The sequence below is a fragment of the Staphylococcus sp. HMSC062A01 genome, assembly GCF_001836805.1.
GTDB lineage: Bacteria > Bacillota > Bacilli > Staphylococcales > Staphylococcaceae > Staphylococcus > Staphylococcus haemolyticus.
The window spans coordinates 13949-31633 of sequence record NZ_KV830640.1 but is presented as its reverse complement, the minus strand read 5'-3'; the positions used below and the strand labels follow the sequence as shown (position 1 = coordinate 31633).

Here is a 17685-nt window from a genome sequence, read left to right as displayed (position 1 = left end):
TATTTCGATTTGGAAAAGGGAGTAGATGCATGGAAGCGTATAAAATAGAGCACTTAAATAAATCATATGCGGATAAAATCATTTTCGATGATTTAAACCTATCTATTTCTGAACATGAAAGAATAGGATTGGTTGGAATAAATGGTACTGGTAAAAGCACTCTACTTAAAGTTATCGGGAATATAGATGATGATTATACAGCTGATATTACGCATCCTAATCAATATCGTATACGATATTCTTCTCAAAAGCAGGATCTAGATGGAGATATGACTGTTTTTCAAGCTGTACTTAGCTCAGACACAACGACTCTTCAAATTATAAAAGCTTACGAAGAAGCAGTTAATGCATATACACAACAACAAGATGACGCGCATTTTCAAAAGATGATGGAAGCACAAGAGGCTATGGACCGAAATAGTGCATGGGATTATAATGCTGAAATTAAAACCATATTATCTAAACTAGGTATTAATGATACGACTAAAAAGGTGAACGAACTGTCAGGTGGTCAACAAAAACGTGTTGTGCTAGCTAAAACGCTTATTGAACAACCTGATTTATTATTATTAGACGAACCTACAAACCACCTAGACTTTGAATCCATAACATGGCTAATTAATTATGTGAAGCAGTACCCTCATACTGTATTGTTCGTAACCCATGATCGTTACTTTTTAAATGAAATTGCGAGTAGAATCATTGAATTAGATCGAGGTAAATTAAAATCTTATCCAGGTAATTATGAAGACTACATAGCAATGCGAGCAGAAAATGAAATTATTGAACAAAAACAACAAGAAAAACAAAAGGCTTTATATAAACAAGAATTAGCTTGGATGAGAGCTGGCGCCAAGGCAAGAACGACAAAGCAACAAGCGCGAATCAATCGTTTTAATGATTTGGAATCAGAAGTACAAGCTCAACACGTTCAAGATAAAGGGCAACTGAATCTAGCGTATTCAAGATTAGGCAAACAAGTGTATGAGTTGGAACAACTTTCAAAACAAATTAACGGCAGAACATTATTTGAAGATATTACTGAAATTATTCAAAGTGGGCAACGTATTGGTATAGTTGGGCCAAATGGAGCTGGAAAGACCACGTTATTAAATATTTTAAGCGGAGAAGAGAACGATTATACAGGCACACTTAAAATTGGCCAAACTGTAAAAGTAGCATACTTTAAACAAACAGAAGAAACGTTAGATAGAGATATACGTATGATTGATTACCTACGAGAAGAGAGTGAAGTGGCTAAAGAGAAGGATGGTACTTCAATTTCTGTAACTCAATTACTAGAACGTTTCTTGTTCCCAAGCTCAACACATGGTAAGAAGATATACAAATTATCAGGCGGAGAGCAAAAACGCTTATATTTATTAAGATTACTCGTGCATCAACCTAATGTACTGTTACTGGATGAACCGACAAATGACTTAGATACAGAAACATTAACTATTTTAGAAGATTATATTAGTAGTTTCGGTGGTTCAGTTATAACTGTTAGTCACGATCGCTATTTTTTAAATAAAGTCGCTCAAGAGTACTGGTATATTCATGACGGAAAGATGGAACGTATTGTAGGTGCCTTTGAAGATTATGAGTCTTATAAGAAAGAGCAGGATAAATTAGTTGCACTAGAGAAACAAGCACAACAACCAAAACAAAAAACAACGGTGCGAAAAAAATCAGGGTTGTCTTATAAGGAAAAACGAGAATACGAAACTTTAATGGATCGTATAGAACAAACTGAAACACGCTTAGAAGAAATAGATGAAGAGATGATTGAGGCCAGTGCTGATTATGCCATAATCAAAGAATTAAATGAAGAGAAAGAACAATTAGAACTAACATATGAAACAGACATCACGAGATGGAGTGAATTAGAAGAACTAAAAGAGCAATAAGGGGAATGTAAAGTATGGAAGCAACATTATCGCATTATTTTGGGTATGACAAGTTCAGACCTGGTCAAAAAGAAATCATAACTAAAATAATGGATCATCATAATGTTTTAGGTGTATTACCTACAGGTGGTGGTAAATCAATTTGCTACCAAGTTCCTGGATTAATGTTAGGTGGAACGACAATTGTAATTAGTCCACTAATATCTTTAATGAAAGACCAAGTTGATCAACTTAAAGCAATGGGGATTAAAGCAGCATTCTTAAATAGTAGTTTAACTAAGAAGCAACAAAAAGAAATCGAAGATGATTTAATGAAAGGTCATATTCAGTTTTTATATGTTGCGCCAGAACGTTTCGATAATCAATATTTTTTAAGTTTATTAAGTCGAATTGATATTCATCTTATCGCATTTGATGAGGCACATTGTATTTCTAAGTGGGGGCATGACTTTAGACCTAGTTATCAAAGTGTAATTAAGAAAGTATTCACGTTACCTCAAAACTTTACAATCGTTGCACTAACAGCAACAGCTACTGCAGAAGTACAACAAGATATTATGGAAAAGTTAAACATCGATAGACGAGATGAAGTAAAAACAAGTACGAAACGTCGGAATCTTATTTTTAAAGTGAATCCTACCTATCAACGTCAGAAATTTGTTGTAGATTATGTGCAGAAACATAAAGAACAAGCAGGAATTATCTATTGCTCTACACGTAAACAAGTTGAGGAATTACAAGAAGTATTAGATGTTATCAATGTTTCTTCGTCAATTTATCATGCGGGTTTAACAAATAAAGAACGTGAGACTGCTCAAAACGAATTTGTATATGATAAAGTGAAGGTTGTTATAGCGACAAATGCTTTTGGTATGGGGATAGATAAATCAAATGTTAGATACGTTATACACTATAATATGCCAGGTGATTTAGAATCATATTATCAAGAGGCAGGCCGTGCAGGTCGTGATGGACTAGAAAGTGAATGCATTCTTTTATTTAGTGAACGTGATAAAGGATTGCATGAATATTTTATTACAGTTTCACAGGCTGATGAAGATTATAAAGATAAAATGGGTGAGAAACTCACTAAAATGATTCAATACACGAAAACGAAAAAATGCCTTGAAGCGACTGTGGTACATTACTTTGAACCTAACGAAAAATTAGAAGAGTGCGGGCAATGTAGTAGCTGCATTCAACAAAATAAAACATATGATATGACGCAAGAAGCTAAAATGATCATTAGTTGTATCGCACGCATGCGTCAAAAAGAAAGCTATAGCGTAATCATTCAAGTATTGCGTGGAGAAACAAGTGATTATATTAAATATAATGATTATGATAAGTTGACGACATATGGTTTGATGAAAGATTATACCACTTCGGAATTAAGTCATTTAATTGATGAATTGCGCTTCAAAGGGTTTTTAAACGAAAATGATGAAATCTTAATATGTGATGAAAGTGTTAAAAAGTTACTTAACAATAAAGAGAAAGTATTTACGACACCATTTAAACAAAAATCCAAAGAAAAAGTCTATATCAATACAGTTGAAGGCGTAGATCGAGCATTATACAGTGAATTAGTTGAAGTTCGACGTAAGTTAAGTGAGAAATTGGATATTGCACCGGTTAGTATTTTTTCTGATTACACGTTAGAAGAGTTTGCTAAACGCAAGCCAGAATCCAAACAAGAAATGATATCAATAGATGGTGTTGGTAGCTATAAATTGAAACATTATTGTCCAAAATTCTTAGAAATTATACATTCATATAAAGCGAGTATATAAAGTGAAAGGTAAGGTTGTTACTATTTCTGTAGCGAACCTTACCTTTATTCTATTATCACATTATTAATTTTAAATGTAATTTCTATATTTAGATTAATTTAATATGAATTCCTCATTAAACATGTTTAAATAGGGAATAAGAATGCAGACTATTTGAATAAGTAGAGCAAATGAAGGTGACTAAATGATTGAATTTAAAAATGTAACAAAACGCTATGGGGATAATGTGGCAGTTGATGATGTAAGTTTTAAAATAAATGAGGGTGAGTTTTTTGTAATCATAGGTCCATCAGGGTGTGGTAAAACAACTACTTTGAAAATGATTAATAGACTTATTCCGTTAAGTGAAGGTTATATTTATTTTAAAGATAAACCAATAAGCGATTATCCTGTTTATGAAATGAGATGGGATATTGGATATGTGTTGCAACAAATCGCACTTTTCCCTCATATGACCATTAAAGAGAATATTGCACAGGTTCCACAGATGAAAAAATGGAAAGATAAAGATATAGATCAACGTGTTGACGAATTACTTGAAATGGTTGGTTTAGAACCTGAAAAATATCGAAATCGTAAACCAGATGAATTATCAGGTGGTCAAAGACAGAGGGTTGGTGTAGTAAGAGCATTAGCTGTAGATCCACCAGTTATATTGATGGACGAACCTTTTAGTGCACTGGATCCAATCAGTCGCGAAAAACTACAAGATGATTTAATAGAATTACAAACTAAAATCAAAAAAACAATTGTATTTGTAACGCATGATATTCAAGAAGCTATGAAGTTAGGTGATCGAATTTGTTTACTTAACAATGGACATGTTGAGCAAATAGATACACCACAAGCATTCCGTAATCAGCCTAAAGGTAAATTTGTAGAAGAGTTTATGGGAAGCCATTTAGAACAAGATAAAGAAAGCTTACAGTTGAAAGATCTTAATATTACTTCGCCACTCACAGAAAAAGAAACACACCATGATTATCCGGAAATCAATAGTGATGTGCAATTACGTTCAGTTTATTCTACATTAGTCCAATATGAAGCGGTTATTGTTAATGATATATCAACCTCCACGCAATCACTCTTAAAACGTGAAGATATCTTTAAGTATTTATCTGAGATAGACAATGACAAGGGGGTTAAAGCATGAGCGAATTATTTAGCACACTCAATGATCGTAAAGGCGAAGTACTTACGACCATCTTGGAACATATCCAAATTTCATTTATTGCACTGCTAATCGCAATTTTAATCGCCGTGCCATTAGGGATTGCTTTAACAAAGACGAAGCGGTTATCTGAAGTCGTTATGAACATAGCTGCTATATTACAAACTATTCCGTCATTGGCATTATTAGGGTTAATGATTCCAATATTTGGTATTGGTCGCGTGCCAGCTATTATTGCATTAGTTGTGTATGCACTGTTGCCAATTTTGAGAAATACATATACTGGCATTAAAGAAGTTGATCCGTCTCTTATTGAAGCAGCAAAAGGTATTGGTATGAAACCGATGCGTCGTTTGACTAAAGTAGAATTGCCAATAGCTATGCCAGTGATGATGGCCGGTATTCGTACTGCTATGGTTCTAATTATCGGTACAGCAACTTTAGCCGCATTAATTGGTGCTGGTGGACTAGGGGATTTAATTTTACTAGGTATTGACCGTAACAATCCGTCTCTAATCCTTATCGGAGCGATTCCTGCTGCACTACTCGCAATTATGTTTGATTTAATACTACGTTATATGGAGAAATTATCTTATAAGAAACTACTAATCACTGTAGGTGCAATGATTCTTATTATACTATTAGTCGTTGTTGTACCTCTTTTCGGTAAAAAAGGTGACACAATTACGCTTGCAGGTAAATTAGGTTCAGAACCTTCAATTATTACGAATATGTACAAAATTTTAATTGAGGATGAAACGGATGATACAGTTGATGTTAAAGATGGTATGGGTAAAACATCATTCCTATTTAATGCATTAAAATCAGACGACATCGATGGATATTTAGAATTTACAGGGACAGTTTTAGGTGAATTAACTAAAGAAGATTTAAAATCCAAAAAAGAAGATGCAGTATATCAACAAGCTAAACAAAGTCTAGAGAAGAAATATGACATGACGATGTTAAAACCTATGAAATATAATAATACGTATGCTTTAGCGGTGAAGAAAGACTTTGCTAAAGAAAATAATATTAAAACAATCGGTGATTTAAAAAAGGTTGAAGATAAAATTAAACCAGGGTTCACTATGGAATTTAATGATCGACCTGATGGTTATAAAGCTGTGTCGAAAGCTTATGGTCTCAACTTATCTAATGTTAAAAAAATGGAGCCTAAATTACGCTATACTGCAGTAGAAAAAGATAACATTAATTTAATTGACGCTTATTCAACAGATGCAGAATTAAAACAATATGATATGGTAGTCTTAAAAGATGATAAACACGTATTCCCACCATATCAAGGTGCACCAATGTTTAAAGAAAAATTCTTAAAACAACATCCAAAAATAAAAAAACCGCTCAACAAATTAGAGGGTAAAATTTCAGATGAAGAGATGCAAGAAATGAATTACAAAGTTACCGTGAAAAATGAAGATCCATATAATGTTGCGAAACATTATCTTAAAAAAGAAGGTTTAGTAAAATAAATAGTCACGTGAAAATGTTGGAACAAGACAACGAATTAATCATGAGTTCGTTGTTTTGTTCTTTTTTTACAGAGCAAAATTTGTAAATACAATTGTAATCTGAATTATTTTTAATTACACTATTCTATAAATACACAAAAAGCGTGTATGTTTTTAGGAGGGAGAATGTGAATACTAGAAATTATTCGAGACAAGAAATTGTTAAGAGTGTGCCTCAAAAGGGATTCTTTGGACATCCCAAAGGTTTAAGTACACTATTCTTTACTGAATTTTGGGAGCGATTCAGTTACTATGGTATGAAAGCGATTCTAGCTTATTATCTGTACTATTCAGTTAGTAAAGGTGGCTTCGGCTTACCGCAGGGTACAGCGTTACAAATCGTATCATTATATGGTGCACTCATCTATATGTCTGGTACCATCGGGGGTTGGATAGCAGACAGAATCATTGGTACAAGACATGCATTATTTTATGGCGGCATATTAATTATGTTTGGTCACATCATGTTAACGATACCAGGTAGTTTAACAGTAGTAATGTTAGCACTATTACTTCTTATTATTGGTACAGGTTTATTGAAACCTAATATTTCAACTACAGTTGGTGAATTATATGACCATAATGATAGACGTTTAGATGCTGCTTTTACTATTTTCTATATGGGTATCAATTTAGGTAGTTTTCTATCACCATTTGCGACAGGTTACTTACAAACAAGACTAGGGTTCCACTTTGGTTTTGCGGTAGCAGCTATAGGGATGTTCATCGGATTAGTCACTTATTTTATTACAAATAAAAAGAATCTAGGATTGGCTGGTTTAAGCGTTCCTAACCCACTTCGAAAAGAAGAAATCAAAAAATTATCAATTATTACTGGTACTGTCGTAATAATTTTCGCAATTATCCTACTTATCTTGCAATTTATTGGAAAATTGAGTTTATCTAGTTTCAGTGTCATTGTAACGATTATAGGTATCGTGTTACCAATTTGTATTTTTGTTTATATGTTATCAAGTAATAAGACGCACAAAGAAGAGCGTTCTAGAATTTATAGTTACATACCGTTGTTTATTACGTCTGTTGCATTTTGGATGATTCAAGAACAAGGTTCGACCGTTTTGGCTAACTTTGCTGACCAGAAGACAGAACTTAGCTTAGCTAAATTGACTAATGGTGTGTTAGATTTCAACATACCAGCAGCTTGGTTCCAGTCTGTCAATCCAGTATTTATTATTATGTTAGCACCTGTCTTTGCTAGTTTATGGACTAAATTAGGCAGACATAATCCAAATACAGTATATAAATTTGCATTGGGTGCCATCTTTGCAGGTTTATCATATTTAGTTATGATTATACCTTTGAATAGTGATGCGCATTTGATTCACCCTATATGGTTAGTGTTAAGTTTCTTCTTAATCACGTTAGGTGAATTATGTATCTCACCGGTAGGGTTATCTGTAACATCTAAACTAGCACCTGCAAAGTTCTCTGCACAAATGATGGCATTGTGGATGCTCAGTAACGCTACTGCACAAAGTCTCAATAGCCAAATCGTTGTATTATTTAAGATTATTAGTGAGAAAGAGTTCTTCTTATACTCAGGATTGTTTACACTGCTTATTGGTGTTATCTTAGTAGCTATTTCTCCAATGGTTAAGAGAGCGATGAATGGTGTACATTAAGTTAATATAAATTATAACTAGTCAATAACTTGTAATTTAACAATTTTAGAGGAACAGGTTTATAATTGAATAAACATTTTTAATTTTTTGAAAAAGGAGTGGTTGGCAATGAAACAACAATTAAATCAATTAGCAGCGTATCAACCAGGATTATCACCACAAGCACTTAAAGAAAAACACGGTATAGAAGGAGAATTATATAAACTTGCTTCAAATGAAAATTTATACGGTCCTTCTCCAAAAGCAAAGCAAGCAGTTCAAGCACATTTGGATGAGTTATTTTATTATCCTGAGACTGGCTCACCTTCATTACGTAAGGCAATTAGTGAACATTTGAACGTGGATCCTTCTCGAATTCTATTTGGTGCGGGGTTAGACGAAGTCATCTTGATGATTTCAAGAGCAGTGCTAACGCCTGGAGATAAAATTGTTACAAGTGAAGGCACATTTGGACAATATTATCATAATGCAATTGTAGAATCTGCTGAAGTTGTTCAAGTACCTCTACTAAATGGTGGGTTTGATTTAGAGAATATTATTAAAGAGGTCGATGAAGAGACTGCTTTAGTGTGGTTATGTAATCCGAATAATCCGACTGGAACCTATTTCAATCATGAGGAATTGGAACACTTTTTAGAACGCGTACCTAGTCATGTGCCTGTATTGATTGATGAAGCTTACTTTGAATTTGTGACAGCAGAAGATTATCCAGATACATTGAAATTGCAAGAACGCTTTGATAATGCATTCTTGTTAAGAACATTTTCTAAGGCATATGGATTAGCTGGGTTGCGTGTAGGGTATGTCGTAGCTACAAATGAAGCTATTGAAAAGTGGAACATCATTCGACCACCATTCAATGTCACTCGTATTTCAGAATACGCAGCGATTGCAGCATTAGAAGATCAAGCTTATTTGAAAGATATTACAGCTAAAAATGCTAAAGAACGTGAAAAATTCTTTGAGATACCACAAAGTGAACATTTCTTACCTAGTCAGACGAACTTTGTATTTGTTGCAACTAAAAAAGCACAAGAATTATATGAAGTGTTACTAAAAGTGGGTTGTATCACACGTCCGTTTCCAACTGGCGTTCGTATTACAATCGGATTCCCAGAACAAAATGACAGAATGATTGATGTATTAAAACATTTTGATTATTAAGTTGATCAAATACGTAAGCTCTTTAACTTAAAATGATTAGTTGAGTTTTAGAAGTACATCATAAGTTGATTATGCAAGGGGGGTTACAATAGATTCTAAATGTCTTGTAGCACTCCCTTTTAAATTTTTGCTATACTTTAGAAGTATATAGGTGATGATTAAGGGAGAGATAGTATGTCTAGAAAATCTATAGCAATAGATATGGATGAAGTATTAGCAGACACGTTAGGTGCAATTATTGAAGCGGTTAACGTAAAAACGGAATTAGGAATTACAGTTGAGTCTTTAAATGGACAAAAGCTTAAAAATGTAATACCAGAGCATGATGGTTTAGTTCGTGATATTTTAAGAGCGCCAGGCTTCTTTAGAAATTTAACTGTTATGCCTCATGCACAAGAAGTCGTTAAGAAATTGACTGAGCAATATGATGTTTACATTGCTACTGCAGCTATGGATGTTCCAACTTCATTTCATGATAAATATGACTGGTTACTTGAATTCTTTCCATTTTTAGATCCGCAGCAATTTGTCTTCTGTGGTCGTAAAAATGTAGTGAAAACTGATTATTTAATAGATGATAATCCTCGTCAATTACAAATATTTGAAGGTGAACCAATCATTTTTACTGCGTCTCACAATGTAAGTGAAGAACGTTTTAAACGTGTTAACGGTTGGAAAGATGTAGAAGCATTCTTTCTATAGGAGTAGTTAAAATAAGCGATTAAGGTATGATAATCCAATCATTAACCTTAATCGCTTTTATATTAGTATAATAAATTCTTATTGTTCAGCATTCTCTGGAAAAGTTAGAATCTGAAGTGCTTTTGGTAGAACTTCAATTGTAATTGGCGTTTCAAGACTAATTTCACCGTCAACATCTACTTTCATAACTGGATCCGTCGATAATGTAATATGTTTGCCGGCTATGTGATCAATTCCGTTTGTAATTTCATTCCAATCCATACTATCGCGTTTTTTGAACACATCATTGAGAATAGTAAAACTTTGTTTATCAAAAATAAAACTATTCACTTTACCATCTTGAGGTGATAAATCCATAAGTGGTATTCTACTGCCACCGATATTAGGACCGTTAGCAACGACTAGCATAGAGGTATTACCATTAAGTTCTTTATCATCTACAGTTAATGTATAATCAAAATCTTCTGGATTCATTAATGTTTTAACAGTTGAACCAACATAGCTTAATTTACCGAAGATATCTTTACGACCTTCTTGCACGTTTTCCGCGTTTTGAACTATAAGTCCTAATCCCACAAAGTTAAGCACATAAGTGCCATTCACTTTCATAACATCATATGATTCCAAGTGAGACGTTTTAAGTTGTTCACTAGCTTTACTAAAGTTAGGGTTCAAGTTTAATGTTTTAGTGAAATCATTAAAGGTACCTCCAGGAATAATTCCAATAGGTACATTTAGGTCATTTGCTAAAACGCCATTAACTAATTCGTTAACTGTACCATCGCCACCTAGGATAAAAACGATATCAACATCACTACTATATTCTTGATTTTTAATTCTTTCACAATACTTAATAATGTCGCCTTCATTTTCACTTAGTTGAATTGATAGGTGTTTGCACATAGTAGTAAGTGATTTAGTTACTTCTCCTAAACCTTCATATATATCTTTGAGACCACTATGTTCATGGTAAAAAAGAACACCATGATTAAATTTTTGACCCATACGTATGCCTACTTTCATTTATTTACTCTAATTTAACATTTATTTACCCGAAATGTTATTTGCTTAATTATAATTTGAGTAAAACAAATACTTAAGTATTTATCATTACATTTTTTTAGTTGATATACAAAGAAAATGACAAGATAGAATTTATTTTCAAATGCCTTGTCATCTTCTCAATAAAGATAATTTAAATAAAAAAGCACCTTCATAGCTATAAAATTACTATGAAGATGCTTAAAGATAATTATTTGTTTTGTTTAAATGTCATCTTTTAACAATACAAAGGTGATTAATGAATACCTTTCATTGCTTTTGAAATTTTAGGAGTGAAAGCTAAGATGATTACTGTAATTACGATAGCAACGCTTCCTAAGAAGATGAAATAATTCGTTTGCCCTAAAGGCTTGATTAATTTAACTAATGTACCATTAAGTGCTTGTGCAGATGCGTTTGTTAATAACCAAACACTCATCATTTGAGCATTAAATGCTTTAGGTGCTAATTTAACAGCCGCACTATTACCAGTAGGTGATAAACATAATTCACCAATCACACATACAACGTATGATAGGATAACCCAGTTTACTGAGAAGTGTGTATCACCATAACTCATACCGATAAGTCCCATTAAAATGTATGAAGCACCAGCTAATAGCGTACCAATTCCAAATTTTACTGGAAGGCTTGGTTGTTTTTTACCCATTTTCAACCAAATCGCAGATACGATTGGTGCGAATAAAAGAATAAATAATGGGTTAATTGATTGGAACCATGCTTCACCGAAATTAGTTGTCCAACCGAATAAATTCATTTTCATATCAGAACGTTCTAAACCATAAATGTTTAATACGTTTGATCCTTGTTCTTGTATTGCCCAGAATAACATTCCTAAAATAAATAACGGAATGAATGCTTTAACACGAGAACGCTCTACATCTGTAACATCTTTACTTCGAATCATAGTAGTGAAGTAAATGATTGGTAAAGCTATACCAAGTACTAGAACCGTATTACTAATAAGATTGAATGATAAAGTATTTGTGAAATATGTAACTAATAGTACAATAGCAATGACTGCTACAATGATTCCTACAATTAATCCATATTTTTTCTTTTCTTCAGAAGATAGTGGGTTGGTTGGATTCATACCAACAGAACCTAAATTCTTTTTATTGAAAATCATATACCATACTAAACCTAATGCCATACCAATTGCTGCAATTAAGAAACCACCGTGATAGTTTTTCACGTCTAGGAAATGTTGCAGAATGATAGGTGAGATAAGTGCACCTAGGTTAACTGACATGTAGAATATAACGAAACCGGCATCCATTCGAGTATCATTCTCAGGATATAAGCGTCCAACGATGTTTGAAATATTTGGTTTCATTAAGCCTGAACCAATAATGATAAAGAACATTGATGCAAATAAACCGAACATTGCGAATGGTAAACTTAGACAAATATGTCCGATGATAATGAGTACTGCACCAATCAAGGTTGCCCCTCTAGTACCGAATAGTCTATCTGCGACCCATGCACCAGGAATTGAAGACATGTAAATTAATGCGCCATAGACTGACATGATAGACATTGCAGTCGTTTGATCAATTCCTAAACCACCATTTTTAATTTGATCATACATGTAGAAAATAAGCATGGCACGCATGCCATAATAACTAAATCTTTCCCAAAATTCTACAAAGAATAGTACCCCTAAACCACTAGGGTGTCCGAAGAACCCTCGTTGAGGTATTGTTTGAACAGCTTGTTCATGGGAATTGTTTGTTGCCATATGTATCCCAATCCTTTCTTTAAAGACTGAAGTTTAAAATCATGAATATGATAGGTGTAATTGATTAATTTCTTAAAAATAGAAATTATCAGAAATTTCAGTCAATGAGTTGATGATTTAAAATTGTATGCGAATAAGTTGCTTTATTTAGATCATCTTACTCTTTTGGAATTTTAGATGATAATAATAAAATACGCTTTAATTCACTAATAGGCAATAGTAAATTTAAATAAAATCTCACAAATAATGAAAAAATCCACTAAATTGTTTGACAATTTAGTGGTTAAGTTAATCTTTTATCTGTTATCTATTTTTTCTGGATATAAATCATGATTCATTAATCGGTGTTCAGCCATCTTCTCATATTTAGAATTTGGGCGTCCATAATTAGTGTATGGATCTATTGAAATACCGCCTCGTGGAGTGAATTTGCCCCAAACTTCAATATAATGTGGGTCCATTAAGTCAATTAAGTCATTCATAATGATATTCATACAATCCTCATGGAAATCCCCATGATTTCTAAAGCTAAATAAGTACAATTTCAATGACTTAGATTCTACCATTTTAATATTTGGAATGTACGAAATATAAATCGTTGCGAAATCTGGTTGACCTGTAATTGGGCAAAGAGATGTAAATTCAGGACAATTGAATTTTACGAAGTAATCGCGTCCTTGATGTTTATTATCAAATGTTTCCAAAACTTCTGGTGTATAGTCAAATTCATATTTATTATTTTGATTACCTAATAAAGTAATATCTTGTAGTTCTTCTTTTTGACGTCCTTGAGTCAATTGAATCACTCCTTAGTGTTAGATCGTTATTTTGTTATAGCGGTTTGTCGTCGTGCCTTTTCGAACATATAATAGCTTGCACCAATAATAATGACATAACCGATAAGGGCATAGAAATCAGGTGTTTCACCGAATAATATAAATCCGAATATAGCCGTAAAAATGATTGAAGCATACGTAAAGATAGAAATATCTTTTGCAGGTGCAAAACTATAGGCTAGTGTAATACCGATTTGGCCAACTGCAGCAGAAAGACCTGCCCCTAAAAGATAAATTATTTGTATTGTCGTCATTGGCTCATAAGTTGCGATTGAAAACGGTATTAAAACGACAACTGAAAATAATGAAAAATAAAAAACAATAGTATATGGTGCTTCTCTGTTACTTAATGCACGAACACATGTGTACGCAGAGGCAGCAAAGATACCTGAAAATAATCCAGCTAAAGAAGTAATCATTGTTGAAGAAAACTCTGGTTTAACGATAAATAACATACCTAAGATTGCTACAATCATAGCAATGATTTGATATTTTCGAACTTTCTCATTAAGAAAAATTAAACTGAGTAGTATCGTCCAAAAAGGATTAAGTTTCATCAGTGTATCCGCATCGCTTAATACCATATGATCTATAGCGTATATATTTAATAAGACACCTATAAGGCCTAGTGTAGATCGAGAAATTAAAAGGGGTTGGCTACTTAATTTCCCAAACATAGGTTGTTTATATTTAAATATGAAGAATAATGGTATGAACATTGCAACAAAATTTCGAGCTAGGGATTTTTGAAATACAGGTAAATCTCCGGCGAGTCTAAAAAAGACTGACATAAAACTAAAACCGACAGCTGAAATTAAAATTGCAATAATACCTTTAACTTTTGGATTCAAGGTTAATCGCCTCATTTGTAATAAATTACCGTATATATAGTAGCATAATTCAAATGCTAATGCATGAATACTTGAAAATAATACCAAGATGTATTATTATTTAAATACGAACAAATGTTCTACTTATGTTAAAAACACGTTAAATACTATTTTTTTACAAATGTTATATTCGTGTTTTTGGAGCAAAATATAATTAACATTTGAATAATTGCGCAAAATATATTGATAATTTAAATGATTGGACTTCAAGAATGCCGACAATTCAATAGTTTATTTAGATGCTAAAAATGCAACTAAAACACATCAAATATTCAAAAATAATTATTTGCGTCAATATAAGTTGGTCTGATGCACATTCAGACGTTTTTCCGAACTTTTGTCACGAAATAGTTACTTTTAATTAAGAGAGCAATTCTGTATAATGAAACACAGAATATAGTACTAAAACATGAAATGAACCACAACATGTTGTGGTTGTATAAAAAGTTTGTGTTATACAAATTATTCATTTTAAAGGCAATTTCACACTGATTTTAAGTTGAAATTCCTAATTTAATACTATTAATACGAACGAGCATATAGATGAAATAGTCTTGAAATTTTAGTCTAAATACTACATGTAGTGGCTAGAAATGAAAGTCACTTCTTTTAGTATATTAATCATCAGCTAGTTAACATCCAATTAAATGTCTAAAATATGTCGTATTTATTGTCTAACAAGTTTTCTTATCTATTAAGAGAACTTCTAAGAGAACTTCTTTTTAATTAATATTATGGATTGACGAAAGAAGGCGTTCCAATGAAAGTAGTTTATTTTTCTTTTTCAGGTAATGTAAGAAGATTTATTAAACGAAGTGAAATTTCAGATGTAATGGAAATTACTAAGGATAATTGTACAGATCCATTTGAAGAACCTTATATTTTAGTTACGGGAACAATTGGATTTGGTGAAGTGCCTAAAGAAGTACAATCGTTTTTAGAAGTTAATCATCATAATTTACGCGCTGTCGTGGCAAGTGGTAACCGTAACTGGGGACAAAACTTTGCGAAAGCGGGTAGAACAATTTCCGAAAAATACCATGTACCTTTATTAATGAAATTTGAAGTACAAGGTTCTAATAAAGATGTTATTGAATTTAAAAATAAGGTGGGGCATTTCAATGAAAATTATGAACGAGAAAAAGTACAATCATATTGAACTAAATAATGAAGTTACGAAACGTAAAGAAAATGGTTTCTTTACCTTGGAGAAAGATCAAGAAGCATTAGCGGTTTATCTAGAAGAAATCCATGATAAAACAATTTATTTTGACAGTGAGATTGAACGTTTACACTATCTAGTAGATAATAATTTTTATTTTAATGTCTTCGACAAATATAGCGAAGAAGATTTAGTTGAAATCACTGAATTCGCAAAATCTATCAACTTTGAATTTGCAAGCTATATGTCTGCTAGTAAGTTTTATAAAGATTATGCGCTAAAAACTAATGATAAATCACAATATCTAGAGGATTATAATCAACATGTCGCAATCGTTGCACTATATTTAGCGGATGGTAATAAGCAGCAAGCGAAACAATTTATCTTAGCAATGGTTGAGCAACGTTATCAACCTGCAACACCAACTTTCTTGAATGCTGGTCGCGCACGTCGTGGTGAATTAGTATCATGTTTCCTATTAGAGGTAGATGATAGCTTGAACTCTATCAATTTCATTGATTCTACTGCCAAGCAATTAAGTAAAATTGGTGGTGGTGTAGCAATAAATCTTTCTAAATTACGTGCTCGTGGTGAAGCCATCAAAGGTATTAAAGGTGTAGCCAAAGGGGTGTTACCAGTTGCCAAAGCATTAGAAGGCGGATTTAGCTATGCTGATCAACTTGGCCAACGTCCAGGTGCAGGTGCAGTATATTTAAATATCTTCCATTATGATGTAGAAGAGTTCTTAGACACTAAAAAGGTAAATGCTGATGAAGACTTACGTTTATCAACAATTTCTACTGGTCTTATAGTGCCGTCTAAATTCTTTGATTTGGCAAAAGAGGGCAAAGATTTCTATATGTTTGCGCCACATACGGTTAAACAAGAATATGGTGTAACACTCGATGATATTGATTTAGAAAAATACTATGATGACATGGTTGCAAACCCTAATATCGTTAAGAAGAAAAAAGACGCAAGAGAAATGTTGAATATGATTGCCCAAACACAATTACAATCAGGTTACCCATACTTAATGTTTAAAGATAATGCTAACAAAGTACATGCCAATTCAAATATTGGTCAAATTAAAATGAGTAATTTATGTACAGAAATCTTCCAATTACAAGAGACATCAGTGATTAATGATTATGGTATCGAAGATGAAATTAAACGTGACATATCTTGTAACTTAGGTTCTTTAAACATTGTAAATGTGATGGAAACAGGTAAAATTAAAGATTCTGTTCACACAGGTATGGATGCATTAACAGTAGTTAGTGATGAAGCAAATATTCAAAACGCACCAGGCGTGAGAAAAGCTAACAGTGAGTTACACTCTGTCGGTCTAGGCGTAATGAACTTACACGGCTATTTAGCTAAAAATAAAATAGGATATGAATCAGAGGAAGCTAAAGACTTTGCAAATACTTTCTTCATGATGATGAACTATTATTCAATCGAACGTTCAATGGAAATTGCGAAAGAACGTGGTGAAGTATATCAAGACTTTGATCAATCAGATTATGCCAGTGGTAAATACTTTGAGTTTTATACTTCTCAAGAATTTGAACCTAAATTTGAGAAAGTGAAACGACTATTTGATCACATCGATATTCCAACTGCTAAAGATTGGAAAGCATTACAAGAACAAGTTCAACAGCATGGTTTATATCATGCATATAGACTTGCAATTGCACCTACACAAAGTATTTCATATGTACAAAATGCAACAAGTTCAGTTATGCCAATTGTTGATCAAATTGAACGTCGTACTTATGGTAATGCTGAAACATTTTATCCAATGCCATTCTTGTCTCCTGAAACAATGTGGTATTATAAATCAGCATTCAATACTGACCAAATGAAATTAATAGATTTAATCGCTACGATTCAAACACACGTGGACCAAGGTATTTCAACAATTTTATATGTGAATTCTGAAATTTCAACACGTGAATTATCAAGATTATATGTTTATGCTCACCATAAAGGGCTTAAATCGCTATATTATACTCGTAACAAATTATTGAGTGTAGAAGAATGTACAAGCTGTGCTATCTAATTTAAGAAACTTAA

General features: G+C 32.7%; 13 protein-coding genes. 9 read left to right on the top strand and 4 right to left on the bottom strand.

Annotation, left to right across the window (positions count from 1 at the left end; translation table 11 throughout):
- Nucleotides 1–29 precede the first annotated feature (29 nt).
- The 7 genes from HMPREF2715_RS09210 to HMPREF2715_RS09180 all read left to right on the top strand — a co-directional run bounded on the left by HMPREF2715_RS09210 (nucleotide 30) and on the right by HMPREF2715_RS09180 (nucleotide 9915).
- On the top strand, nucleotides 30–1910 hold the full coding sequence (locus tag HMPREF2715_RS09210; protein ID WP_070441819.1) for an ABC-F family ATP-binding cassette domain-containing protein: 1881 nt from the start codon (nucleotides 30–32) through the stop codon (nucleotides 1908–1910).
- A gap of 14 nt (nucleotides 1911–1924) precedes the next feature.
- A complete protein-coding gene (recQ, locus tag HMPREF2715_RS09205) occupies nucleotides 1925–3703 on the top strand; it encodes a DNA helicase RecQ (protein WP_070839894.1) in 1779 nt (592 codons plus the stop codon).
- A gap of 184 nt (nucleotides 3704–3887) precedes the next feature.
- Nucleotides 3888–4856, top strand: a complete 969-nt coding sequence (locus HMPREF2715_RS09200; protein WP_070581424.1) for an ABC transporter ATP-binding protein — start codon at nucleotides 3888–3890, stop codon at nucleotides 4854–4856.
- A complete protein-coding gene (locus HMPREF2715_RS09195) occupies nucleotides 4853–6367 on the top strand; it encodes an ABC transporter permease/substrate-binding protein (protein WP_070581423.1) in 1515 nt (504 codons plus the stop codon). The genes HMPREF2715_RS09200 and HMPREF2715_RS09195 overlap by 4 nt, the downstream gene beginning before the upstream one ends.
- Nucleotides 6368–6534: 167 nt before the next feature.
- Entirely contained in the window at nucleotides 6535–8049 is a 1515-nt protein-coding gene (locus HMPREF2715_RS09190; protein ID WP_070581422.1) for a peptide MFS transporter, read from the top strand.
- A 108-nt stretch (nucleotides 8050–8157) separates the two neighbouring features.
- Nucleotides 8158–9213: a histidinol-phosphate transaminase gene (gene hisC / locus HMPREF2715_RS09185; protein WP_070581421.1), complete on the top strand. Its 1056-nt coding sequence runs from the start codon at nucleotides 8158–8160 to the stop codon at nucleotides 9211–9213.
- Between the two features lie 174 nt (nucleotides 9214–9387).
- Entirely contained in the window at nucleotides 9388–9915 is a 528-nt protein-coding gene (locus HMPREF2715_RS09180; protein WP_037548514.1) for a 5' nucleotidase, NT5C type, read from the top strand.
- Nucleotides 9916–9993: 78 nt separating this feature from the next.
- Here the strand turns inward: HMPREF2715_RS09180 and HMPREF2715_RS09175 are convergent, their stop codons facing one another.
- The 4 genes from HMPREF2715_RS09175 to HMPREF2715_RS09160 form a co-directional block, all read right to left on the bottom strand.
- Entirely contained in the window at nucleotides 9994–10920 is a 927-nt protein-coding gene (locus HMPREF2715_RS09175) for a diacylglycerol/lipid kinase family protein (protein ID WP_070581456.1), read from the bottom strand.
- A 292-nt stretch (nucleotides 10921–11212) separates the two neighbouring features.
- Nucleotides 11213–12718, bottom strand: coding sequence for an S-Cys-Gly-3M3SH uptake peptide MFS transporter (locus tag HMPREF2715_RS09170; protein ID WP_070581420.1), 1506 nt, complete (start codon nucleotides 12716–12718; stop codon nucleotides 11213–11215).
- A 296-nt stretch (nucleotides 12719–13014) separates the two neighbouring features.
- The gene (gene queF / locus HMPREF2715_RS09165) at nucleotides 13015–13515 is read right to left on the bottom strand and encodes a preQ(1) synthase (RefSeq protein WP_011276427.1); all 501 of its coding nucleotides are present in this window, start codon (nucleotides 13513–13515) and stop codon (nucleotides 13015–13017) included.
- 26 nt (nucleotides 13516–13541) lie between these two features.
- The gene (locus HMPREF2715_RS09160) at nucleotides 13542–14405 is read right to left on the bottom strand and encodes a DMT family transporter (RefSeq protein ID WP_070441799.1); all 864 of its coding nucleotides are present in this window, start codon (nucleotides 14403–14405) and stop codon (nucleotides 13542–13544) included.
- A 799-nt stretch (nucleotides 14406–15204) separates the two neighbouring features.
- Here HMPREF2715_RS09160 and nrdI point away from each other — a divergent pair.
- Nucleotides 15205–15603 (top strand): class Ib ribonucleoside-diphosphate reductase assembly flavoprotein NrdI, encoded by a 399-nt coding sequence (gene nrdI / locus HMPREF2715_RS09155; RefSeq protein ID WP_070441796.1) that lies wholly within the window; start codon nucleotides 15205–15207, stop codon nucleotides 15601–15603.
- Complete coding sequence (nrdE, locus tag HMPREF2715_RS09150; protein ID WP_070581418.1) at nucleotides 15566–17671, top strand: class 1b ribonucleoside-diphosphate reductase subunit alpha; 2106 nt, start codon at nucleotides 15566–15568, stop codon at nucleotides 17669–17671. Before nrdI ends, nrdE begins: the two co-directional genes overlap by 38 nt.
- Nucleotides 17672–17685 lie beyond the last annotated feature (14 nt).